Source organism: Cellvibrio chitinivorans (genome assembly GCF_035117775.1).
Lineage (GTDB): Bacteria > Pseudomonadota > Gammaproteobacteria > Pseudomonadales > Cellvibrionaceae > Cellvibrio > Cellvibrio chitinivorans.
The window spans coordinates 131,743-153,914 of sequence record NZ_JAYKKN010000004.1 but is presented as its reverse complement, the minus strand read 5'-3'; the positions used below and the strand labels follow the sequence as shown (position 1 = coordinate 153,914).

18 protein-coding genes are annotated in these 22,172 nt (G+C 48.1%); 7 read left to right on the top strand and 11 right to left on the bottom strand.

Translation table 11 applies throughout. From position 1 onward, the window contains the following. The first annotated feature begins 9 nt into the window (after nt 1-9). Both SPL68_RS12585 and SPL68_RS12580 read left to right on the top strand, forming a co-directional pair. Nucleotides 10-3,126: an efflux RND transporter permease subunit gene (locus tag SPL68_RS12585; RefSeq protein ID WP_323815513.1), complete on the top strand. Its 3,117-nt coding sequence runs from the start codon at nt 10-12 to the stop codon at nt 3,124-3,126. Nucleotides 3,127-3,154: 28 nt separating this feature from the next. Next, nucleotides 3,155-3,874: a LamG domain-containing protein gene (locus SPL68_RS12580; protein WP_323815512.1), complete on the top strand. Its 720-nt coding sequence runs from the start codon at nt 3,155-3,157 to the stop codon at nt 3,872-3,874. Between the two features lie 91 nt (nt 3,875-3,965). On the opposite strand, the gene SPL68_RS12575 is transcribed toward SPL68_RS12580, so the two are convergent. From SPL68_RS12575 to SPL68_RS12565, 3 genes are all read right to left on the bottom strand, one after another. After that, nucleotides 3,966-5,018, bottom strand: a complete 1,053-nt coding sequence (locus tag SPL68_RS12575; RefSeq protein ID WP_323815511.1) for an alkene reductase — start codon at nt 5,016-5,018, stop codon at nt 3,966-3,968. 13 nt (nt 5,019-5,031) lie between these two features. Beyond that, nucleotides 5,032-5,337 (bottom strand): ArsR/SmtB family transcription factor, encoded by a 306-nt coding sequence (locus SPL68_RS12570; RefSeq protein WP_323815510.1) that lies wholly within the window; start codon nt 5,335-5,337, stop codon nt 5,032-5,034. A 218-nt stretch (nt 5,338-5,555) separates the two neighbouring features. Continuing rightward, the gene (locus SPL68_RS12565) at nt 5,556-7,283 is read right to left on the bottom strand and encodes a proline--tRNA ligase (RefSeq protein ID WP_323815509.1); all 1,728 of its coding nucleotides are present in this window, start codon (nt 7,281-7,283) and stop codon (nt 5,556-5,558) included. Nucleotides 7,284-7,421: 138 nt separating this feature from the next. Between SPL68_RS12565 and SPL68_RS12560 the strand changes: the two genes are divergently transcribed. Then, on the top strand, nt 7,422-7,844 hold the full coding sequence (locus SPL68_RS12560) for an HIT family protein (RefSeq protein ID WP_323815508.1): 423 nt from the start codon (nt 7,422-7,424) through the stop codon (nt 7,842-7,844). A gap of 114 nt (nt 7,845-7,958) precedes the next feature. On the opposite strand, the gene SPL68_RS12555 is transcribed toward SPL68_RS12560, so the two are convergent. The 8 genes from SPL68_RS12555 to SPL68_RS12520 all read right to left on the bottom strand — a co-directional run bounded on the left by SPL68_RS12555 (nt 7,959) and on the right by SPL68_RS12520 (nt 14,736). Further along, entirely contained in the window at nt 7,959-8,471 is a 513-nt protein-coding gene (locus SPL68_RS12555) for an HU family DNA-binding protein (protein ID WP_323815507.1), read from the bottom strand. Between the two features lie 251 nt (nt 8,472-8,722). After that, nucleotides 8,723-9,223: a DUF7931 domain-containing protein gene (locus tag SPL68_RS12550; protein WP_323815506.1), complete on the bottom strand. Its 501-nt coding sequence runs from the start codon at nt 9,221-9,223 to the stop codon at nt 8,723-8,725. Between the two features lie 19 nt (nt 9,224-9,242). Beyond that, entirely contained in the window at nt 9,243-9,704 is a 462-nt protein-coding gene (locus SPL68_RS12545; protein WP_323815505.1) for a GNAT family N-acetyltransferase, read from the bottom strand. Nucleotides 9,705-9,737: 33 nt separating this feature from the next. Then, nucleotides 9,738-10,892 (bottom strand): cupin domain-containing protein, encoded by a 1,155-nt coding sequence (locus SPL68_RS12540; RefSeq protein WP_323815504.1) that lies wholly within the window; start codon nt 10,890-10,892, stop codon nt 9,738-9,740. Between the two features lie 73 nt (nt 10,893-10,965). Continuing rightward, nucleotides 10,966-12,345 (bottom strand): adenylosuccinate lyase, encoded by a 1,380-nt coding sequence (gene purB / locus SPL68_RS12535; RefSeq protein WP_323815503.1) that lies wholly within the window; start codon nt 12,343-12,345, stop codon nt 10,966-10,968. A gap of 66 nt (nt 12,346-12,411) precedes the next feature. Continuing rightward, nucleotides 12,412-13,035, bottom strand: a complete 624-nt coding sequence (gene hflD, locus SPL68_RS12530) for a high frequency lysogenization protein HflD (protein ID WP_323815502.1) — start codon at nt 13,033-13,035, stop codon at nt 12,412-12,414. A 38-nt stretch (nt 13,036-13,073) separates the two neighbouring features. Beyond that, on the bottom strand, nt 13,074-14,207 hold the full coding sequence (gene mnmA, locus SPL68_RS12525) for a tRNA 2-thiouridine(34) synthase MnmA (protein ID WP_323815501.1): 1,134 nt from the start codon (nt 14,205-14,207) through the stop codon (nt 13,074-13,076). An 82-nt stretch (nt 14,208-14,289) separates the two neighbouring features. Continuing rightward, nucleotides 14,290-14,736: an NUDIX hydrolase gene (locus SPL68_RS12520; protein WP_323815500.1), complete on the bottom strand. Its 447-nt coding sequence runs from the start codon at nt 14,734-14,736 to the stop codon at nt 14,290-14,292. 484 nt (nt 14,737-15,220) lie between these two features. On the opposite strand from SPL68_RS12520, the gene SPL68_RS12515 reads away from it, so the two are divergent. The 4 genes from SPL68_RS12515 to SPL68_RS12500 all read left to right on the top strand — a co-directional run bounded on the left by SPL68_RS12515 (nt 15,221) and on the right by SPL68_RS12500 (nt 22,154). Next, nucleotides 15,221-16,345: an efflux RND transporter periplasmic adaptor subunit gene (locus tag SPL68_RS12515; RefSeq protein WP_323815499.1), complete on the top strand. Its 1,125-nt coding sequence runs from the start codon at nt 15,221-15,223 to the stop codon at nt 16,343-16,345. Between the two features lie 85 nt (nt 16,346-16,430). Further along, on the top strand, nt 16,431-19,511 hold the full coding sequence (locus SPL68_RS12510; protein WP_323815498.1) for an efflux RND transporter permease subunit: 3,081 nt from the start codon (nt 16,431-16,433) through the stop codon (nt 19,509-19,511). Between the two features lie 139 nt (nt 19,512-19,650). Continuing rightward, nucleotides 19,651-20,499, top strand: a complete 849-nt coding sequence (apbC, locus tag SPL68_RS12505; RefSeq protein ID WP_323815497.1) for an iron-sulfur cluster carrier protein ApbC — start codon at nt 19,651-19,653, stop codon at nt 20,497-20,499. Nucleotides 20,500-20,555: 56 nt separating this feature from the next. After that, nucleotides 20,556-22,154: a PQQ-dependent sugar dehydrogenase gene (locus SPL68_RS12500; RefSeq protein ID WP_323815496.1), complete on the top strand. Its 1,599-nt coding sequence runs from the start codon at nt 20,556-20,558 to the stop codon at nt 22,152-22,154. The last annotated feature ends 18 nt before the right edge of the window (nt 22,155-22,172 follow it).

Here is a 22,172-nt window from a genome sequence, read left to right as displayed (position 1 = left end):
GTAACGACCATGATGCTCTCAGATATTTCTATCAAGCGCCCGGTTTTCGCCTCGGTTCTTTCTTTGTTACTTATTGCATTTGGATTGGTTGCATTTGATCGACTTACCTTGCGTGAATACCCCAATATCGATCCGCCTGTTGTATCTATTCGCACTAATTATCCCGGTGCGGCTGCCAGTATTGTGGAAACGCGAATTACCAAAGTGCTTGAGGATCGTATCTCTGGTGTAGAAGGTATTCGTTTTATTGAATCCTCCAGCGAAAACGGCATATCCAACATAGTGGTGCAGTTTGATACTGGCCATGATATGGATTCCGCAGCAAACGATATTCGCGACCGAGTTAATGGTGCGTTAGGTAATATCCCCGTTGAAGCCGAGCCGCCTGAAGTGCAAAAAGTCAGTTCCGATGAGGATGTAATTCTCTGGTTTAATTTGGCCGGAGAAGATATGACCATGCCTGAACTATCGGATTATGCGCAGCGCTATTTGATTGATCGCTTCTCGGTAATCGACGGTGTTGCGCGCGTGCGTATTGGTGGTGAGCAGCGGTATGCGATGCGCCTCTGGTTGGATCGCCGTGAATTGGCCGCGCGAAATTTAACGGTTAACGATGTAGAAACTGCATTGCGTGCAGAAAACGTAGAGTTGCCAGCGGGAAGCATTGAGTCGCTTGAGCGACAATTTACTGTGCGTATGGCGCGCTCCTATCGAACAGTTGATCAATTTAGTCAATTGGTGGTTAAGCGCGGTGATGACGGCCATTTAATTCGTCTAGGCGATGTCGCGCGAGTAGAAAAAGGTACCGAGGAAGATCGCACCTTGTTTCGCGGCAACGGTGTGACTCAGGTTGGTATTGGTATCGTTAAGCAATCCACTGCAAACACAATTGATGTGGCGCGCGGTGCAAAAGCAGAGCGAGATCGCATTAATGAAATTTTGCCAAAAGGCATGCGCCTTGAAGATAGCTACGATAGCTCGATTTTTGTTGAGCGTGCTATTCATGAGGTTTATATAACCTTGGCAATTGCTATAGCACTGGTTGTGTTGGTGATTTATTTATTTCTCGGCAGTGTGCGCGCTATGTTGGTACCTGCTGTTGCAGTTCCAGTATCGATTATCGCGACTTTTACCGTGTTAGCTGTTTTAGGTTTTTCGGTGAATATGTTGACCTTGCTGGCGTTGGTGCTTGCGATAGGTTTGGTGGTCGATGATGCCATTGTAGTGCTGGAAAATATTGTTCGCCATGTAGAGGAAAAAGGCAAAACTCCACTATTAGCTGCATACGATGGTGTGCGCGAAGTAGGTTTCGCAGTAATTGCAACTACGTTGGTGTTGATTGCGATTTTTGTGCCTATCGTTTTTCTAAAAGGCGATGTTGGACGATTGTTTTCCGAGTTCGCGATCACTATGGCGGCAGCAGTTGGATTCTCATCACTGATTGCGTTAACCCTGTCGCCAATGCTTGCTTCCAAAATTTTGGTGCGCAATGAGAATAAAAATGGTTTTGTTGAATCCATTAATAAATGGATGTTAAAGCTACGGTTTCGCTATCAGCAATCCATTCGTGCTTGTTTGCATCGAGCAAAATTAATGGTGGTGGGTTTTGCTTTGCTCTTACTCGGCATATTTTTTCTCGCACAAAAAATTCCTTCTGAATATGCACCACGTGAAGATCGCGGCACTTTTTTTGTCATGGTAAATGGCCCTGAAGGAGCTAGTTATGCCTATATGGAGCAGTACATGACGGAAATTGAAAACCGCATGATGGAATATGTGAAAGCAGGCGAGATAAATCGTTTGATGGTGCGTGCCCCGCGCGGATTTGGCGCTGTAGAAAGTTTTAACTCGGGAATGGTCATTGCGGTGATGAATGATTGGAGTCAGCGCCGCGGTGCATTTGTGGTGATGGATGAAATCCGCAAAAAGCTTGCGGATTTGCCCGGTGTAACGGCAGCACCTGTAATGCGCCAAGGGTTTGGTTCGCAAGCGCAAAAGCCAGTGCAGTTTGTGTTAGGTGGTGGAACCTATGAAGAATTGGCGCAGTGGCGCGATATTTTGTTAGAAAAATTGGAACAGGATAACCCCGGCTTAACGGGTATTGATTGGGACTATAAAGAAACCAAACCTCAAGTTGAGGTGCTTATCGATACTAATCGCGCTGCTGATTTGGGTGTGAGTGTGAACAATATTGGCCGCACTTTGGAGGCCATGTTGGGCTCACGTCGCGCAACAACGTATATCGATGATGGCGAAGAGTACGATGTCATTATGCAGGGTGAGCGCGATGAACAGCGCACCACAACCAGCTTGCAAAATATGTATGTTCGCTCTGAGCATTCAGGTGAGTTAATTCCGTTAGCTAATCTGGTCACGCTTAAAGAAATTGCAGATGCGAGTAAATTGAATCGTTACAACCGGATGCGTTCTTTAACTATTGAAGCGAACCTGTCGAATAACTTGGCGTTGGGCGATGCGCTCAATCATCTTAACCATTTGGTGCGTGAGCATTTGCCTGCGACTGCAGTAGTCGACTACAAAGGTCTATCGCGCGATTTTCAAACCGCAGGCAGTTCCGTCATGTTTATTTTCCTGCTCGGAATACTGATTACATTTTTGGTGTTGGCTGCGCAGTTTGAAAGCTATGTGCATCCGTTTGTGATTATGTTGACGGTGCCTTTAGCAATATTGGGTGGGATGCTAGGGCTTTATTTAACCGGTAGCAGTTTTAATCTTTATTCGCAGATTGGATTAATTATGCTGATTGGCCTTGCTGCAAAAAATGGCATTTTGATTGTTGAGTTTGCCAACCAATTGCGTGATCGCGGTGTTGAATTTACCGAGGCGTTATTGGAGGCATCTTCCGCACGCTTGCGTCCAATTTTAATGACCAGTCTCACTGCAGTTGCTGGCGCTATTCCGCTGGTGATTTCATCTGGCGCGGGTGCAGAAACACGGTTTGTAATTGGTATAGTGGTGATTTCAGGTGTGTTGGTCGCGACTTTCTTTACCCTGTTTTTAGTGCCCGTTGCGTATAGCTTATTAGCTCGTAATACTGGATCGCCCGGTGATGTTGAACGCAAGCTGTTACAGGATCAGGCGCGCTATACCGGTATAGATGAATAACAAGATAAATAACAATAGGAAAAATACAATGAAGAAATCTGCGATAAGCACTTTAGCTCTTGCTGCACTCTTATTGAGTGCATGTACGTCGTCATCTTCTACTTCTGTTGCAAAATCGTCTAATTCAGTGGAGTGGAATATTAATTCGCTGACAAGTATTGGCGGTGCGCCAGTAAGTGTGATGGGTAATCCGCAAGTTGTTAATTCTGGATTGATTAAATCGTGTGCAGGAACTGCTGTTGCATTTGATGGTGATAGTGATCGTTTATTGGTGGACGCGAATCCACTAGGTGATGCAACTGAATTTACGATTGAGATTATTTTTAACCCTGCTGATGCTTATCCCAATAATCTGGAGCCGCGCTTTTTTCACATAGAGTCGCCGGATAATCCTAATCGCCGCATTACCATCGAGCTGCGATTGAACGATAAAAAGCAGTGGTATCTCGATGCTTATATCAAATCAGAAAAATCACAATTCACATTGATTGACGCTACCAAAGTTCATCCGGTTGGCAGCTGGGCACATGCGGCGGTGACTTATAAAAATCGCGAGTTTATTTCTTACGTTAATGGAAAGCAGGAATTGATCGGGCAGGTGGATTATTTGCCTATCGCTGCCAACGCCAAAACATCCATAGGTTCGCGTATGAATCAGGTGCATTGGTTTAATGGTGAAATTGCTTGGGTGAAAATTACTAAAAAAGTACTGACGCCTGATGAATTTTTATTGTTGGATAAACACTAATTTTCAACCTTGAATACGCTTACAAAAATGCCAGCAGATGTTTAGCTGGCATTTTTATTTTTAGCTTATTAATCCTAAATCGGCTTCTGACTTAAGCCAGAGTAGGGTAATCGGTATAACCCACTGGGCCTTTGCCATAAAACAATTCAGGGCGCGGTGGATTTAGTGGTGCATCCAGCTCCAAGCGTTTAGGCAAGTCTGGGTTGGCAATAAACGGAACACCAAAAGCAATTGCATCTGCTTTGCCTGCCGCTAACCAGGCATTGGCTTCAGTTTTGGTGAATTTTTCATTGGCGATTACGGTTCCGCCAAACACCTCTTTCAATTGCGGTGTGAGGCTATCTTCTGCTGAGTATTCGCGCGTAGAGATAAACGCAATGCCGCGTTTAGCCAATTGTTCAGCTACATAACTGAATGTCGCTGTGCGGTTGGAATCGCCCATGTCGTGTGCATCCATACGTGGTGCAAGGTGCATGGCAACTTTGTCACTGCCCCATACGTCGATACAAGCGTCGGTTACTTCCAGCATTAAACGAGCCCGATTTTCCAGTGAGCCGCCGTATTCATCGGTACGCAGGTTAGTACTGTCTTGCAAAAATTGGTCGAGCAAATAACCGTTGGCGCCGTGAATCAGCACGCCGTCAAAACCTGCAGCTTTGGCGTTTTCTGCACCCAAGCGATAGGCCGCTACTACTTCTTTAATTTCTGCCAATGTCAGTGCGCGTGGCTCGTCGTAATCTTTCATGGGGCGAACCAAGCTGACATGACCAGCAGGGCGAATAGCACTAGGGGCAACGGGCTTTTCGCCATTCAAATAGATTGGATCGGAAATACGCCCTACGTGCCACAGCTGTAAAAAGATGCGGCTACCCGCTTTGTGTACGGCCTCGGTGATGAGTTTCCAACCTTCTACTTGCGCGTCTGACCAGATGCCGGGAGTGTCAGGGTAGCCAACTCCCATAGGTGTGACTGACGTGGCCTCAGACAAAATCAGGCCGGCGCCACTACGCTGTTGGTAATACTCTGCCATCATCGCATTGGGTACTCGGCCTTCATCTGCGCGGCAGCGGGTGAGGGGTGCCATGACAATTCGGTTTTTCAGTGTTAGGCCGCCAATGGTGATAGGGTCAAATAGTGTTGGCATGATGGATCTCCAGTTAAAGTTGATCGTTCAAGCGCGCGAGAAATGCCTGAATGGCCTCTTCATTGCGCGAAAAAAAGTTCCACTGACCGACTTTGCGGCTGGTAATGAGCCCAGCGCGTTGCAGCGTGGCCAGGTGGGCTGATACGGTGGATTGGGACAGACCAGCCTTTTGGTCAATTTTTCCGGCGCACACACCAAAGCTCAGCGGATGCTCCTGATCGGCAAAATGCAGTTCCGGTTGCTTGAGCCAATTCAAAATTTCCCGTCGCATAGGGTGCGATAGCGCTTTAATCATTTCGTCGAGTTCTGCAGTACTCATGGGCTTCTGGCCTTATCTGATCAGTTTGTATCTTTGTATATTTGTATATCGCGATTTATGAAAATATATATCGTTAATTGTCGATATACAAAGACCGTTTAATTCTGTTCCCAGCAAAAAAATGGCGACAGTGGTTATAAATGGTGGTTGTTAGCGGGAGAGAGGGTGATGGCGATTGCAGTTGAACTGCAATCGCCAGAGGGATAAATCAACAGCAGTTAACGGGTGATGCGGCCTTTTAAGAAATCCAGAATGTCAGCGACTGCAATTTCTTGTTTCTCTGCATCGCGACGGCCTTTGTATTCGACGTTGCCGGCTTCCAATCCGCGGTCGCCTACCACGATGCGATGTGGAATCCCCATCAGATCAGTATCCGCAAGCATGGTGCCGAGACGTGCTTTGTCCTCATCCATCAACAACACATCAAAACCCAGTTCCTGCAGTTCTGCGTAGAGTTCTTCACACTTGGCTGCAACAGCAGGGGATTTTTGCATGTTGATTGGCACAATGGCGATATGGAAAGGTGCGATTGAGTCGGCCCAGATAATGCCATTTTCATCGAAATTCTGTTCAATGGCTGACGCCACAACGCGAGTTACGCCTATGCCATAGCAACCCATAATCATGGTCTGCTCTTTGCCATTCACATCCAATACCTTGGCTTTCATGGCTTCGGAGTACTTGGTACCCAGTTGGAAAATATGGCCCACTTCAATGCCGCGCTTAATTTCCAGTGTCCCTTGGCCACAAGGGCTTGGGTCGCCAGTTACTACGTTGCGAATATCGGCAACCAGCGGCGCCATTGCATCGCGCTCCCAATTTACGCCGGTCAGGTGGAAACCGTCTTTGTTCGCACCGCAGACAAAATCAGACAGGTGTGCAGCGGAGTGATCGACAATCACCGAAATATTCAAACCAACAGGGCCAATAGAACCAATGCCAACGCCCAATTCTGCTTTGATGCGTGCTTCCGGGGCCAGCGTCAGAGGCGATGCTACACCGGTTAATTTCTCGGCTTTGATTTCATTGAGTTCGTGATCGCCACGCAATACCAAAGCAACCAGCGGTTGGGTTTTGTCTTCGCGCACTTCACCCAAAACGATCAGGGTTTTAACGGTTTGCTCTGGGCTGACATTCAAAAATGCGCAAACATCTTCGATGCTGTGTTTACCGGGAGTCGCAACTTCCTGCATAACATGTTGTGCAGCAGCGCGTGGAGTTGTTGGTGGCAGCGCTTCGGCTTTTTCAATGTTGGCGGCGTAGTCGCTGGCGTTACTGAAGGCGATGTCATCTTCACCACTTTCGGCCAATACGTGGAATTCATGGGAGAAAGCGCCGCCGATAGAGCCGGTGTCGGCCAATACTGGACGGAATTGCAAACCTAAGCGGGTGAAAATGTTGCAGTAGGTTGCGTGCATTACGTCATAGGTTTCTTGCAGCGATTCAGTACTGGTGTGGAAAGAGTAGGCGTCTTTCATGATGAATTCACGCGAGCGCATTACGCCAAAACGTGGGCGAATTTCATCGCGGAATTTGGTTTGAATTTGATAAAAATTCGCAGGCAATTGTTTGTAGCTTCTGATCTCGTTGCGGATCAAATCGGTAATGACTTCTTCATGGGTTGGGCCAAGGCAGAAGGGGCGGTCGTGGCGATCATTGATACGCAGCAGTTCCGGGCCATATTGGTGCCAACGGCCTGATTCTTCCCATAATTCTGCTGGTTGCACTACTGGCATTAATACTTCCATTGCGCCGGATTTATTCATTTCTTCGCGCACAATATTTTCCACTTTGCGCAATACACGCAAGCCCAGCGGCAGCCAGTTGTAGAGGCCAGAGGCCATCTTGCGGATCATGCCCGCACGCAGCATTAATTGGTGGCTGATGACTTCAGCATCGGAAGGTGTTTCTTTCAGGGTGGCAATTAAAAATCGACTGGAACGCATAGTTATGACTTCTTGATGGCTATAATGGGAATCAAAGTCGCTTATTCTACGGCGGTTGGCGGTATTGGTATAGCGCCTCGGCTGCGCAGATCGCCATCCTGATTAATAAAAAATCTATTTAGCTAAAGGAAGCCAATCATGTTTGAACTTCATCCGCGTCTTGCTCAGGACTCTGTTGTTATAGGTGAATTTGATTTGTCGCTGCTGCTATTAAGCAGGGATGCAAATTACCCTTGGTGCATTCTGGTTCCCAAACGGGAAGATGTATTTGAAATTCACCATTTGGATGAAGAAGAGCAATTGCAGCTGATTCGTGAGTCCTGCCGGTTGGCAGAGGTAATGACGAGCTTGTTTGATGCCGACAAAATGAACGTGGCGGCGCTGGGGAATGTGGTGCGCCAGCTGCATGTGCATCATATCGCGCGGTTTACGGATGATCCTGCTTGGCCGCAGCCGATTTGGGGGAAGTTGCCTGCAAAAGACTACGCGGAAGAGGAGTTTGCTGAGCGAATCAAGCGCTTGCAAAACGCTCTGGTCGGTGAGGGTTTTAACATCCTGTAGCAGATTACTCTGCAAGCAAAAATAACACATAGTAGATAAGAAAAAGCCCTGCTGTGTTTAAACAGCAGGGCTTTTTCTTATCTACTAACTTTTTATGTCGCCAACTAAAACTGATTAAACAGCAAATTCTTTCAGTTTTTTCAGTGGGCGTACTTTTACAGAAATGCTTGCTGGTTTTGCTTTGAAAGTCACTTCTTCTTTAGTGAAAGGGTTGATGCCTTTGCGTGCTTTGGTCGCAGGCTTTTTCACGGTAGTGATTTTCAACAGGCCTGGGAGTACGAACTCGCCTACACCTTTTTTCTTGATGTGACCTTCGATGATGTTGGTCAATTCATCCAATACTGCTTGAACTTGCTTTTTGCTCAGCTCAGTCGCATCAGAAATTTGTTGCAGCATTTGAGTTTTGTTTTGACGTTCAGCAATAGCCTTAACTACAGCAGGAGCAGCTTTAGCAACTGGCGCTTTTTTAGCAGCGGCTTTTGGAGCGGCTGCTTTAGCAGCAGGTGCTTTTTTAGCAGCGGCTTTTGGTGCTGCTTTCGGGGCAGCTACTTTTGCGGCTGGCGCTTTAGCAGCAGGTGCTTTTTTTGCTGGAGCAGCTTTAGGGGCGGCAGGTTTTTTGGCAGCCATATTGATTTCCTTCTATTTATTGATGAGGAGTAAGAGTACTTAGCGGTTGAACTATCTATACAAGTAAAACTAACAAAAAGCCCTGTATTTATAGGCTTAAACAGCCGCCCATGCAGGTTGACGCTATATATATAGGATAAAAAACCAATCGGCAACAAAAAATACAAGGCTTTTCCGGCAAAAACCGCTTTTTTTACGGGTTGTGATGTTTGGCAACAGATTTGAGTGGTAGGAGTTGATAGGTCGGTAATTTAGATGTGCAAAATTTGAAATTCTGGTTCAGGTTCACCGTATTGCCACAGATAATTAAATTCTTCGCGCAGCGACTTTATTTCGCTTGCGGCGGCACTGTTAAAAAAACCGCGATGAATTGCATCATCATTTTTGAAAAGCAGTTTGTCGGTATCGCCCAACATGTATGCCATGGTTTTATTATTGGGTTCAACTGTCATCTTGCGAACGATAATTTTGGATGAAATTCTCTGTGCGAGTCGTACCAGTGTGTGGCCTGATTCTATAGCTGGTTTGGTGTCTTTGATCAGTATTTGTACCTGTGCATTACGGCTGGAGCGTGCAAAGTTGGATAGCTGTTGTAGAAACTCTGGAGTTGCGTAAACCAATGCATCCAGATTCTGCGTGAGAATGGCAATTGAGCGGCGGCTGTGTTGTACGAGTTGTTCACTGTAATGGCGAAAATCAGTGATGCCATCGAGTAGCCACAGTGTTTCACAGCTGGATGATTGTTCGGCCATCTAAATTTCCTTGCTCTCTTTACTTGGTTAAATCCGATTTCGCTAAATACATACTGATGTGCGGAATGCCTGCATCCATAAACACATCGCCTTCAGCGACAAAGCCCAAGGTTTCGTAAAAATGTTGCCGCTCGATTTGCGCGTGCAAATACATCTGATTCAGCGGTGCGGTTTGTGTGCAGTGGGCGATAATCGCCTGCATTAATTGATGGCCAATTCCTTTATTGCGAAACGGCTTGAGAATAGCGACGCGGCCAATATGAAAACGTGTTTTGCCGTCATCGCTTTCAAGCAGCACGCGCGCGCAACCGATAGCTGTTCCGGTTGCGGAGACTGCTAAGAAATGCAGCGCCTGTTCATCCAAACCATCCCACTCATCGGCAGCGCCGACACCTTGTTCGCGCATAAAAACAAGCGTGCGGATATTCATCAATTCCGCTTTGTGTATCTGCCAATCAGTGAGAAGGATGGAGTAGGGCATGGTGTTTTCGTCAGTCTGTTATTCGTCAACCAACTATTCATCAACCAAGAGGGTTTCTTGATTGACCAGCTGGGTGATGGCGGCGCGATTTTGTGGATCTTGTACCAGTTCTTTTAGTTCGCGCCAGCTGATTTCGACCTCTTTACACACCAATTCAGCCAGTGCGCGCGAGCAGCAAATAGCTTCGCCATCGGCAAATAGCAAGGTGCCTTTTTCATCGCTGTGGAAGGCGAGGCGAGCAGATGGATGACGCCACAAGAGTTCACCATCGGCAAGTGCGGATTGCCATTCATCCGCATCTATATCCAGCGGTTCTTCTTGGGTCTGCTCCAGATATTTTCGTTCAGTCATATATTTGCCGAACCAAAATGCGATTTTTTCCTGAGAGAGATGCTGCAAAACAATTTCACGCACTTGATCGATGGCTTTTGCGTTTATCTCGCCGGGATTGTCTTGCAGAGTTAAATCCGGGTCGGCGTAGCGCAGATCGTCTTCAACCGAGAGTGCGATTTCCTGACCGATTTCGGAAATGATATCGGCGTGGCTAGGCGCGCGGAAACCAATCGAGTAAGTCATGCAATCATCGCCTTGAGCATTACCCCAGTGTGCGATGCCAGGCGGGATATACAGCATATCGCCGGGTTCAAGTACCCACTCATCGGTGGTGTGGAATTCACTCAGAATCTTTAAACGCGTGCCCTCAACACGCGGTGAATTGCTGTCGCACATTTGGCCGAGTTTCCAATGGCGTTTGCCCAAGCCTTGCAGCAAAAATACATCGTAGTAATCGAAATGAGGGCCTACACCACCTTGATCGGGCGCGTAGCTGATCATGATGTCGTCCAAGCGCCAGTTAGGGATAAAACGAAATGCATCGAGCATTTGGTTTACTTCCGGCACAAATTGGTCGGCTGCTTGCACTAATAGCGTCCAGCGCGATTCGGGTAGACTTTCAAAGGTTTTTTCGTCAAAGGGGCCGTTGCGCAATTCCCAAGGTGTTGCACCATTTTCCAGAACGATACGTGACTCCACTTCTTCCTCCAGTGCAAGGCCAGCGAGTTCATCGGGAGAGAGTGGCGATTCAAAATTGGGAAAAGCATTGCGAATCAATAGCGGTCTTTTTTGCCAGTAATCGCGCAGAAATTCTTCGATGGGCATATCGCCGAGATGGGTAAGGGGAGTGGTCATGGTTGTTACCTGCAGATGTACATTTATACCCATAAAATTAAGGGCTCATGTGAGCCCTTAATTTTATCGTGGTTTAGATTGCCTTAGCTTGATCTATCGCATTACCAATGTAATTTGATGGGGTCAAATCGCGCATGGTTTGTTTGGCGTGTTCTGGAATATCCAGAGTTTCAACAAACGCCGCCAATACTTCGCGGTTAATGGTTTGGCCGCGGGTCAGGGCTTTTAATTTCTCATAAGGCTCAGCAACGTTGTAGCGACGCATAATGGTTTGGATTGGCTCGGCCAGTACTTCCCATGAGTTGTTCAGATCTTCCGCGAGACGCGCACGGTTAATTTCCAGTTTGCCCATACCTTTTAAGGTTGATGCATAGGCGATCATGCCGTAACCAAAACCAACACCCATATTACGCAATACGGTGGAGTCGGTCAGGTCGCGCTGCCAGCGGGAGATTGGCAGTTTTTGTGCGAGGTGAGTGAAAATTGCATTGGCGATACCGAGGTTGCCTTCGGAGTTTTCAAAGTCAATCGGGTTAACTTTGTGTGGCATTGTGGAAGAGCCAACTTCACCGGCGATGGTTTTTTGTTTGAAGTAACCGAGAGAAATGTAACCCCAAATGTCGCGGTCAAAATCGATCACGATGGTGTTGAAGCGAGCGATAGCATCAAACAATTCAGCGATGTAATCGTGCGGTTCAATTTGGGTGGTGTAGGGATTCCAGCTTAAGCCCAAGCTTTGCACAAATTCTTGTGCATTCGCTTGCCAATCTACATCCGGGTAAGCAGACAAGTGTGCGTTGTAGTTACCAACAGCGCCGTTGATTTTGCCGAGCAACTCAACTTCTTTGACCGCTTTGATTTGACGGCGCAGACGTGCAGCAACGTTTGCCATCTCTTTACCGACAGTTGTTGGTGATGCGGTTTGACCGTGAGTACGCGAGAGCATGGAATCTTCCGCGTAATCGTGTGCAAGTTTGGCGATGCCATCAACAATCGCTTCTGCATCTTGCAGGAATACTTTGCGGCCTTCACGCAGCATTAATGCGTGCGACAGGTTGTTGATGTCTTCAGAAGTACAGGCGAAGTGAACAAATTCCAAAACGGCTTCAAGCTCAGCGTTGCCAGCAAATTTATTTTTGAGGAAATACTCAACCGCTTTTACATCGTGATTGGTGGTGCGTTCGATATCTTTTACTGCTTGTGCATCGACCTCGTTAAAGTTGGCCACAATTGCATCCAATACCGCGTTAGTCGCTGCACTGAATGCAGGAACTTCAGGTACACCGGCCAAACGGCTGAGTTGTTGCAGCCAGCGGACTTCCACTTCTACGCGGAAACGAATCAAGCCGAATTCGCTGAAAATGCTGCGCAGAGCGACGGTTTTGCTGCCATAGCGACCGTCTACAGGTGATACGGCGTTAAGCGCGGTGAGCGTATTAAATGAATTGTCCATGGTGGTTCTCGATTAAAAATGAAAGATAAAAAAACTAAATACGGAATTTGATATTCGATGCCGGGTTTATAGGCGACGCAATAAGTCATCTACCTGTTGGGCGATATGCTTGCGATAAAACAGCAATTGCAAACGGTTGCCGCCCACTTGTCGCCATAAAATCGCGGAGCGCATTGCGGCGAGCAGCAGAGCGCGAATTTGGTTGGCGATACGTTGTTGTTGCAGATAATTGTAGTCGCCATTCACCTGAATACGAAAACGAAAGGTGCTCAGGGTTTCAGTGTATAGCGTGCCTAAATTGGCGATGACGTTGTCATGGGTCGTTGAAAAATGTTGGGCCTGTTGCGCAACCTGTTCTAAACGACTGCCTATTACGCCGAGCATATCGCGGCGGCCAGCGAGCTTTTTCTGCAAGTGCAAAATACCTAGGCCATAACGCAGGCAGTCGCGATGTTTTTGCGAGCCGGGGCGCAGCAATTCACGCATCACTTCCAAGCCTGTGCGTAAGTTTTCCAGATTGCCGCCGTAAACGTCGCGCGTGCTGGCAGGATTGAGATCGAGCATGCTTTCAATACTGCATTTGTAGGCATCGGGCGGGACATGGCCAGTTTTCGCAACCTGTTCAACCAGTGCGGTCGCTTGAAATATGCCCGCAAGGGCGATGGTAATGTCTTGCCAATTTTTGCTCACGCGGATTCTCTCGGCTATTTAAAAGTATCTAGGGCGAATTAACGGTTGTCTGTTGATTCGATGACGGCGCCACCAAGGCAGATGTCATCGCTATAGAACACTACGGATTGCCCGGGAGTCACGGCGCGTTGAGGCTCATCGAACTGAACATCCAAAGTGCCATTTGCTAGCAGGCTGACAACACAGGCTTGATCCGGCTGGCGATAGCGGGTTTTCGCCATGCAGCGAATAGTAGGTGTGGGCGGCACACCATTAATCCAATGGGCTTGCTGAGCAATCAGGTGATTGGTGTAGAGCAGTGGGTGATCTGTACCTTGCACAACAACCAACACATTACGGGTGAGATCTTTTTGCGCCACAAACCAAGGTTCTTCATTGGCACCTTTAACGCCGCCGATTCCCAGCCCTTGGCGTTGGCCAATGGTGTGGTACATCAAACCCATGTGCTCGCCAATCACTTTGCCATCGGGCGTTTGGATTTCGCCCGGTTGTGCTGGAAGATATTGCTGCAAAAAGTCTTTAAAGCGGCGCTCACCGATAAAACAAATGCCGGTGCTGTCTTTTTTGTTGTGAGTGATCAAACCATGCTCTTCGGCGATGCGGCGCACTTCCGGTTTTTCCAGCTCGCCCACGGGGAAGAGGGATTTGGCAAATTCAGCTTCGCCTACGGCATGTAAGAAGTAGCTTTGATCTTTATTGGGATCGAGACCTTTTAAGAGGTGGGCATGACCATCGTGGTCAGCGCGGCGCACATAATGGCCGGTTGCGATAAGTTCGCCGCCGAGCATGCGCGCGTATTCCATAAACACTTTGAATTTGATCTCGCGGTTGCAGAGGATGTCCGGGTTGGGCGTGCGTCCGGCTTTGTACTCTTCAAGGAAATGCTCGAAGACGTTATCCCAGTATTCCGATGCGAAATTGGCAGTATGAAGTTTGATGCCGATACGCTCGCACACCATCTCCGCATCGGCCAAATCCGCTTTAGCTGTGCAGTATTCAGTGCCGTCGTCTTCATCCCAGTTCTTCATAAACAGGCCTTCGACCTGATAACCCTGTTGCTTCAGGAGTAGGGCAGAGACGGAGGAATCAACACCGCCGGACATACCGACAATGACCTTTGGGCCTGAGGCGATAGAGGAATCCAAGACGGGAGCGGGAATAGCGTCTGACATAAAGAACAACTGCTGGGAAAGGGAAAGGCGGGCATTTTACCCGCCTAAGGCAATCACTGCCACCTTCGTAAGTTTCTGTTGGCTATTGATCGTCGCCCACAACCGATAGTGGAAAGCGGCGTCCGGCCAGATATTCTTCAATGATCTGCAAGGTCATAGGGCTGCGCAACTGGTCTTTGCGGGCGACAAGTTCTTCATAGCTCAGCCATACGGCCTCGATGATGCCTGTGTCCAGTTTGTAGTCAGGGGCGTGACTTAGCGCTTTAGCAATAAAAGTGGTACGGAAGTAGGTGATGCCATTGCTCGGTGCGGTGTACAGATTCACGCCCACCACGCCAGTCAGTTCTACTGTCCAGCCAGTCTCTTCCAGTGTTTCGCGAATTGCAGCTTCTTTTAATGTCTCGTTCGGATCCAAGTGACCGGCGGGTTGGTTGTAAACCTGTTTGCCATCAGCCTCTTCATAAACCATCAAAAAACGATTGTCGCGCTCAACAATAGTGGCGACGGTAACGTGTGGTGCCCAGGTCATAAATAATCCTTGGATAAATAAAAGAGCTGTTAATCCTAACAGACTTGATATTAAAACCTGGTGTGTGTTTTAAAGGATAAGGTTATCTGGCAGTAGTGTCTTGTGATCGCGCTTATCTATGTGCGGCTAAAACTATCTGCTGACATCTTTTGTCATGGGGTTTGCTGAGAATGGCCAGCGCGGCGAATGATGAATGTCATCACTTCATGTTATGACTAACAATTCGTTGGACATTGATTCAAAAGGGAATATTATTCGCCGACCGACCAGATGGTCGGCTGCTTTTTGTTAATTGAAAAGCAGATCTGTTTTACACTTTGTGACACATGTGTTTTTTGCTTTAGTTAGTGGCTGTGCAACAATTCTTCGGCTGAAACAAGGTTGAAGTTATGGTTGGGATACCGTCGATCTTTCGCCCTCCCTCCTATCTGCTTTTGTGCAGTCCTGTTGTGATCTTATCTCTCCTCTCAATGGTTCTTTATTTATGAACAATGTGAAATCAATCGGCATTGCTGTCGCAAGCCTACTAGGAATTGTGTTGATTGTTGGCGGCATCAAAGGTGGCCAGATCGCTACTATGGTGCAGGCAGGTGAAAATACGCCACCGCCATCTGAGACTGTGAGTACCTTCGCGGCAGAGATGCAACAGTGGCCAAACAGCTATACCGCCATGGGAACCGTAAAGGCGTCTGAAGGCATCACCATTACCGCTGAGGTGGCGGGCAAGGTGAAAGAGATTCGCTTTAAATCCGGTGAGCAGGTAAAGCGCGGCACTGTGATTCTGGTGCAGGAATCCACCAACGAAGAGGCGCAATTAAGTGCTGCGGAAGCGCGTCTGCGTTTGGCTAAATCCAATTATGAGCGCTTGGTGGAATTGCGTAAGCGCAACACCGTATCTCAAAGTGAGTTGGATACTGGCGTTCAGCAAATGGATTCTGCGCGCGGTGATGTTGCCGACTTGAAAGCAACCCTTGAGAAAAAACTGGTGCGTGCGCCATTTGATGGCCGTTTGGGGATTCGCGCGGTGGATTTAGGTCAGGATTTGCAAGTGGGCGGCGAAATAGTGTCTTTGCAAGCGACTAACAGCGTGCGCGTGAATTTCCCGGTTCCGCAATTCTGGTTGGTGCAAATGACTCGTGGCTTGCCAGTTGAAGTGAATGTGGGCGATGGCTCCGATGCCACTATCTCTGGTGAGATTACCGCTATTGGTGCTGAGATCAATTCACTGACGCGCAACGCGCAAGTGGAATCCTACTTGGCTAATACCAACAATCAATTAATCCCAGGTATGGCGGTTGAGACCACCGTAACCCTGTCTGAGCCACAACAAGTTTTGGCAGTTCCAGCTACTGCGGTTATCTATGCCCCCTTTGGCGACACCGTATTTGTGATCGAGCCTGGCGAAAAAGCCGGTACCCACAAGGCGCGTCAACAATTTGTGCGTTTGGGTAAAGCGCGTGGCGATTTTGTTGAAGTTGTTGATGGCTTGAAAGAGGGTGAGTTGGTTGCCAGTGCCGGTGCCTTTAAATTGCTCAATGGGCAAGCGGTCACTCTTGGCCAGTTGCCTGTGCCGGAATTCAAATTGGAGCCAACCCCGTCAGATAGCTAAGTGCTAGCGCGGTGTAATCCAACAAGGGATAAATGATTTTCAGCCCATGCTTTTGTCATAGCGCAAAAGCCAGCGAGCCAAATTTATGAAATTTACTGATGTCTTTATTAAAAAGCCGGTTCTCGCGATAGTCGTGAGCCTGCTGATTTTGATCTTGGGGATACAGGCGGGAAGCAACCTGACTGTTCGCCAATACCCGCGCAGTGATATCTCGGTGATTATCATCAATACCGTATATGTCGGTGCTAATGCCGAGTTGGTGCGCGGTTTTATTACCACCCCGATTGAGCGTGCAATCGCTTCTGCCGGCGGGATTGATTACATCGAATCCCAAAGTGCGATGGGCAGTTCAACGGTTACTGCGCATCTGCGCTTGAATTACGATCCACTCAAGGCGATGACAGAAATCTCCGCCAAGGTGAATCAGGTGCGTGGCGATTTACCACCTGAAGCGGAAGTGCCTGCGATTCGTATTGAAGCGGCTGATTCCCAATTTGCGGCAGCCTATCTCAGTTTCAGCTCGGAAATTCTTGAGCAAAACCAAATCACTGACTTCCTGACTCGTTCAATCCAGCCGCGATTGATTGCTGTTGCCGGTGTGCAAAAGGCGGATGTATTGGGCGGCAGAACTTTTGCGATGCGTATCTGGCTGAAACCGGATCGGATGGCGGCGTTGAATGTCACCCCCGTACAAGTACGTGCAGCGCTGGCAGCGAACAACGTGCAAGCGGCAGTCGGGCAAACTCGCGGCTCTTATACGCAGGTTAACTTGCGCGCGGATACCGACATCCAAAGCGTGGATGAATTCAAGCGGCTGATTATTCGCAACTCGCCCGAAGGGATTATCCGTTTAAGCGATATTGCCGATGTCGCTCTGGGCGCTGAAAACTACGATACGGTGGTGAACTACTCAGGTGATACCGCCGTGTTTATGGGCGTTTGGGTTGCGCCTAATGCCAACGCGCTGGATGTAATGAAAGCCGTTAATAAAGAGATGGATGCCATTAAGGCTGAATTGCCCACCGGTTTATCGGCAACGGTTGCCTATGACTCTACCGCGTATATTGATGCGGCAATCCATGAGGTAATTAAAACCCTGACTGAAACCCTGATCATTATCGTCATAGTGATCTTCCTGTTCCTCGGTTTTAGTCGCTCGGTGATTATTCCGGTATTGGCGATTCCGCTCTCGCTGATTGGTGCGCTCTTCATTATGCAGATATGCGGATTCTCGCTGAATTTGCTGACACTGCTGTCGATTGTGCTCTGTGTCGGTCTGGTGGTGGATGACGCCATCGTGATGGTCGAAAACATCGAGCGTCATATTCAAGATGGTATGAAACCTTTCCAAGCGGCGATTGTGTCTGCTCGTGAGTTGGCTGGACCAATTTTGGCGATGACGGTGACACTTGCCTCGGTGTATATCCCGATTGGTTTGCAGGGTGGTTTGATCGGCTCCTTGTTCCGCGAATTTGCGATCACTTTGGCAGGTGCGGTGACTATCTCGGCAATCGTGGCGATTACACTCTCGCCCATGTTGGGTTCGCGCATGCTCAAACCTCATACCGGTTTAAAAGCACCTTTAGAGAAACCATTCGAGCGTTTCCGTGAATGGTATGGTCGTACTCTGGCTGCCAGTTTGCAGAATCGTGCAGGTGTTTATGTGTTTTGGATCGGTATCACTATTATGTGTTTCCCGCTCTATAACATGTCGCCCAAAGAGTTGGCGCCAACCGAAGATCAAGGCGTTATTTTCGGGATTGTTGACTCGCAAGCTAACTCGACGGTGGATCAGTCATCCTTCTATGGAAAACAAGTGAACGAAGCGCTGCTGAGCGTTCCTGAAACTGACTTTACTTTCCAGCTGACTATGCCTACATCTGGTTTCTCGGGTTTGGTAACCAAGCCTTGGGCTGAGCGCGACCGCGATGTATTTCAAATCATGCCTGAGGTGCAACAGAAGCTGGCGGCGATTTCCGGTGTGAAAATTCTGCCGATTACACCACCTGCGCTGCCGGGTGGTGGTCAGTTCCCGGTTGAGATTGTGTTGGCATCTACCGGTAGCATCAAAGAGATTTACGAGTACGCGCTGAAAGTGCAGGACATCATGGCGAAATCGGGCAAGTTTTACTTCTCGACCATGGACGTTAAAGTGGATCAGCCGGAATTCACGCTCAAAATCGATCGCGAAAAAGTGGCCGATTTAGGGCTGGATCTGCAAACCGTAACTAACGATGTAGGCACCTTGTTAGGTGGCGGTTATGTGAATCGCTTCAATATGGCCGGCCAAAGCTACAAGGTGATTCCGCAGGTGAAGCGTGTAGAGCGTTTGAGCCCGGATGATTTGGGTGGCCTCTATGTGACTGGGCCAGATGGAAACTTGATCCGTCTTGATCAGGTTGCCTCCATGACTCACTCCACCGAGCCACGCACCATCAACCGTATGCAACAGTTGAACGCAGTCAAGATCAGCGGTGTGCCCGGTGTTCCATTGGGTGAGGCACTGGCTTATGTTGAGGCTGAGGCACGTAAGATTCTGCCGAAAAACTACACCATTGATTACACTGGTGAATCGCGTCAGCTGATTCGTGAAGGCAACACCTTCCTGCCTGCATTCCTGATGGCAGTGCTGATGATCTTTTTAGTATTGGCGGCGCAGTACAACAGCTTCCGCGATCCATTGGTAATTCTGGCGGGGTCGGTACCCTTGGCGATGTTTGGTGCCTTGCTGTTCACCTTCCTCAAGATTCCAATGCCGATTCCGTTCTTCACCAACGGTTTCACCAGTACCCTCAATATCTACTCCCAAGTAGGTCTGGTGACCTTGATGGGCTTGATTGCGCGTAACGGTATTCTGGTAGTGGAGTTTGCTAACAAGCTGCAAGAAGAAGGGATGGCCAAGTTGGATGCAATTCGCGAGGCATCGTCACTGCGTTTGCGTCCGGTCATGATGACCAGTGTGGCGACTATCGCCGGCCATACTCCGCTGATTTTTGCTGCGGGTGCAGGTGCTGAAGCGCGTAATGCGATTGGTATCGTTCTGGTATTGGGTATGACCATCGGTACTTTCTTCACCCTGTTTGTACTGCCATCGGTATATATGTTGTTGGCGAAAGACCATCAGCATGATCGCGATAATGAGCAGGAAATTGCGGAAGCGATTTAATACGAAAGCGGTAAATGAAAGGGTGCCAAGCGGCACCCTTTTTTGTTTCTGGCTATTTTGCTACAGGCAGCTGTTTGTTATGGTGCGCGCAATTTCAACGGATAAACGAGCTGCTTAAACAGCGTTTGGAGGTTTGGTTATGGTTCAGGCTGCGACTCATTCACAGGCGATTCCACAAGTAAAAAATATCATTGCGGTGGCATCGGGCAAGGGCGGTGTTGGTAAATCAACCACCGCGGTCAATTTGGCTCTGGCCTTGGCGGCGGAAGGTGCGCGTGTGGGGATTCTGGATGCCGACATCTACGGCCCCAGCCAACCACAGATGTTAGGGGTAGGGCAGCGTCGCCCTGAGATTGTAGGCGAACAAGGCAAACAGCAAATGCTGCCGATTGTTGCTCACGGCCTTCAGTCGATTTCCATGGGCTATTTAGTGACCGAAGAAACGCCTATGTTGTGGCGCGGCCCTATGGCAACCGGTGCTTTACAGCAGTTGCTGATGCAAACCCGCTGGGACAATGTGGATTATCTGGTAATAGATATGCCGCCGGGCACAGGCGATATCCAAATCACGCTAGCGCAAAAAGTACCGGTGACTGGGGCAGTGATAGTGACGACTCCGCAAGACATCGCCCTGTTAGATGCCAAAAAAGGTATAGAAATGTTCCGCAAAGTGAACGTGCCGATTTTGGGGGTGATTGAAAATATGGCGCTGCATACCTGTACCAATTGCGGCCACGAAGAACATATTTTTGGCGAGGGTGGGGGTGAACGTATCGCGCGTGATTACCAAACCGAGTTACTGGGTTCGCTGCCCTTGGCATTATCGATTCGTGCCGATGCGGACGAAGGCAAACCTTCGGTAGTGGCTGACCCTGAATCGCCCATCAGTCAAAAATACCGCGCTATTGCGCGTAAAGTTATCGCCAATGTGAATGCTCAAAATGCGCAGGCAGATGGTTTTCCGGAGATTGAATTCACGGATGATTAACAGTGCCATAGAAATCGTTTAATCGTATGGATAAGGGAGAGTGGAAACGTTTGAAGATGATTAGTTTGCTGAAACATATTGGATGTTTGTTCTGTGCTGGTTTGCCGATGTTATATGCAGTAGCGGTTAACGCGGGTTCTTACACAACTGTAGCGGGTAACTGCGATGGTTTTGCTCAATTGCCCGTTGTAACCCAAGCCGGAACTTGTTTAGGGTTAGTGGCAAGGCGCGATGCAAAAAATCCGCTCAAAATGCCTCGCACGTTGGTGCAAACAGATGATGATAAGTTGCTCGTCGTTGATATGGGGGGATGGGCGCCGCGTAAAGGGCAATTACTTCTTTTGGATTATCGCAATCAGAATTCATTGGCAAAAGTATTATTAAACCAGTTGAATTTGCCACATAAAATTTTGCGCGGGGTAGACGGAAAATTTTATGTAGGAGAGGCAGACAGAATCAGACGCTTTTCTTTGGAGAACGGTGAGGTAGTTGGATTGGAAACGGTGGTGGATAATTTGCCAGTTGATACTGAGTATCTCCATCCCCTCAAAAATTTCACGTTTGATGAACGCTTCAATCTATTGGTAAATATTGGTAGTTCATCCGATCGCTGCGATAAAAAAACATCATTGGATGATTGTATTAGTGGTAAAGAAGCGAGCATTCGTCGCTATCATATCGACAAATCAACAAATACCTACTCTGCTGACTTTGAAATTATTGCGCGCGGATTGCGCAATTCTATGGCACTGGTTGTTCACACTTCAGGCACTATTCTACAAGCTGAAAATAGCATCGACTTCCCTGATGCAGAAGAGCCATATGAAGAGTTAAATATCATCGCAAATGGCAATCGCTTTTATGGGTGGCCATTATGCTTTAATCGTGATGTAAGTATTGAGGGCGGTAATTGTAAACAACCTGAGTACCAACAGCCTTGGACATTATTACCACCCCATGTTGCACCGCTGGACATGATTTACTATTCGGATACAAAACTACCGGGTCTGCAAAACAAATTGCTAATGAGTTGGCATGGCTACCGGATTGTGGGTAATCGTTTGGTTAGTTATTCGGTTGATAATCTAGGGCGTCCGGAACTACAGCAAGAAGCCGTTTTTTGGCGAGCGCCTACAAAGTTCGATGAACCTTACACTCAGCATATCTTTGCACCTAAAGGTGGAATAGGCGGTGCTAGTGTAAAAAAAGAAGAGAAGAAAGTAGCTCAGCATCAAGAAGTGATTTCACAGTGGAACGAAATTCCCGGTGTTCGTCCCGAGGGAGCGCCCGTTGGGCTCACACAAGCGCGCGATGGCAGTATTTTTATTGTGGATGATCGTAACGCCGCTATATTGCGTTTGTCTGTGGGAGAGCAATATCAGCCCAAAACAACTGGCCGATATGTGTCTGCAAAATCATTAGTACCACCTGCTGCGGTGAGAGAGGTTTTGCAACAGCGTTGCGCTCAATGTCACAGCGAACTTTTGCAAGAACACAATAATTTATTAACTCTAGATAACTGGTTAATAAAGCAAGATGGTAGAACAAAAATCGAAATAAAAGTTTTTGAAGATAAAAGTCGCCCAATGCCACCAGATGGCAGTTTGAGCGATAAGGAGAGAAAAATACTCAAGGATTGGTTTGTCAGTATTTAATAAATATGCAGACAAAAA

What these genes read in the sequence shown, in the direction of transcription:
- SPL68_RS12585 (WP_323815513.1), top strand. Translation starts at nt 10, where the DNA reads ATGATGCTCTCAGATATTTCTATCAAGCGCCCGGTTTTCGCCTCGGTT.
- SPL68_RS12580 (WP_323815512.1), top strand. Translation starts at nt 3,155, where the DNA reads ATGAAGAAATCTGCGATAAGCACTTTAGCTCTTGCTGCACTCTTATTG.
- SPL68_RS12575 (WP_323815511.1), bottom strand. Translation starts at nt 5,018, where the DNA reads ATGCCAACACTATTTGACCCTATCACCATTGGCGGCCTAACACTGAAA.
- SPL68_RS12570 (WP_323815510.1), bottom strand. Translation starts at nt 5,337, where the DNA reads ATGAGTACTGCAGAACTCGACGAAATGATTAAAGCGCTATCGCACCCT.
- SPL68_RS12565 (WP_323815509.1), bottom strand. Translation starts at nt 7,283, where the DNA reads ATGCGTTCCAGTCGATTTTTAATTGCCACCCTGAAAGAAACACCTTCC.
- SPL68_RS12560 (WP_323815508.1), top strand. Translation starts at nt 7,422, where the DNA reads ATGTTTGAACTTCATCCGCGTCTTGCTCAGGACTCTGTTGTTATAGGT.
- SPL68_RS12555 (WP_323815507.1), bottom strand. Translation starts at nt 8,471, where the DNA reads ATGGCTGCCAAAAAACCTGCCGCCCCTAAAGCTGCTCCAGCAAAAAAA.
- SPL68_RS12550 (WP_323815506.1), bottom strand. Translation starts at nt 9,223, where the DNA reads ATGGCCGAACAATCATCCAGCTGTGAAACACTGTGGCTACTCGATGGC.
- SPL68_RS12545 (WP_323815505.1), bottom strand. Translation starts at nt 9,704, where the DNA reads ATGCCCTACTCCATCCTTCTCACTGATTGGCAGATACACAAAGCGGAA.
- SPL68_RS12540 (WP_323815504.1), bottom strand. Translation starts at nt 10,892, where the DNA reads ATGACCACTCCCCTTACCCATCTCGGCGATATGCCCATCGAAGAATTT.
- purB (WP_323815503.1), bottom strand. Translation starts at nt 12,345, where the DNA reads ATGGACAATTCATTTAATACGCTCACCGCGCTTAACGCCGTATCACCT.
- mnmA (WP_323815501.1), bottom strand. Translation starts at nt 14,207, where the DNA reads ATGTCAGACGCTATTCCCGCTCCCGTCTTGGATTCCTCTATCGCCTCA.
- SPL68_RS12520 (WP_323815500.1), bottom strand. Translation starts at nt 14,736, where the DNA reads ATGACCTGGGCACCACACGTTACCGTCGCCACTATTGTTGAGCGCGAC.
- SPL68_RS12515 (WP_323815499.1), top strand. Translation starts at nt 15,221, where the DNA reads ATGAACAATGTGAAATCAATCGGCATTGCTGTCGCAAGCCTACTAGGA.
- SPL68_RS12510 (WP_323815498.1), top strand. Translation starts at nt 16,431, where the DNA reads ATGAAATTTACTGATGTCTTTATTAAAAAGCCGGTTCTCGCGATAGTC.
- apbC (WP_323815497.1), top strand. Translation starts at nt 19,651, where the DNA reads ATGGTTCAGGCTGCGACTCATTCACAGGCGATTCCACAAGTAAAAAAT.
- SPL68_RS12500 (WP_323815496.1), top strand. Translation starts at nt 20,556, where the DNA reads ATGATTAGTTTGCTGAAACATATTGGATGTTTGTTCTGTGCTGGTTTG.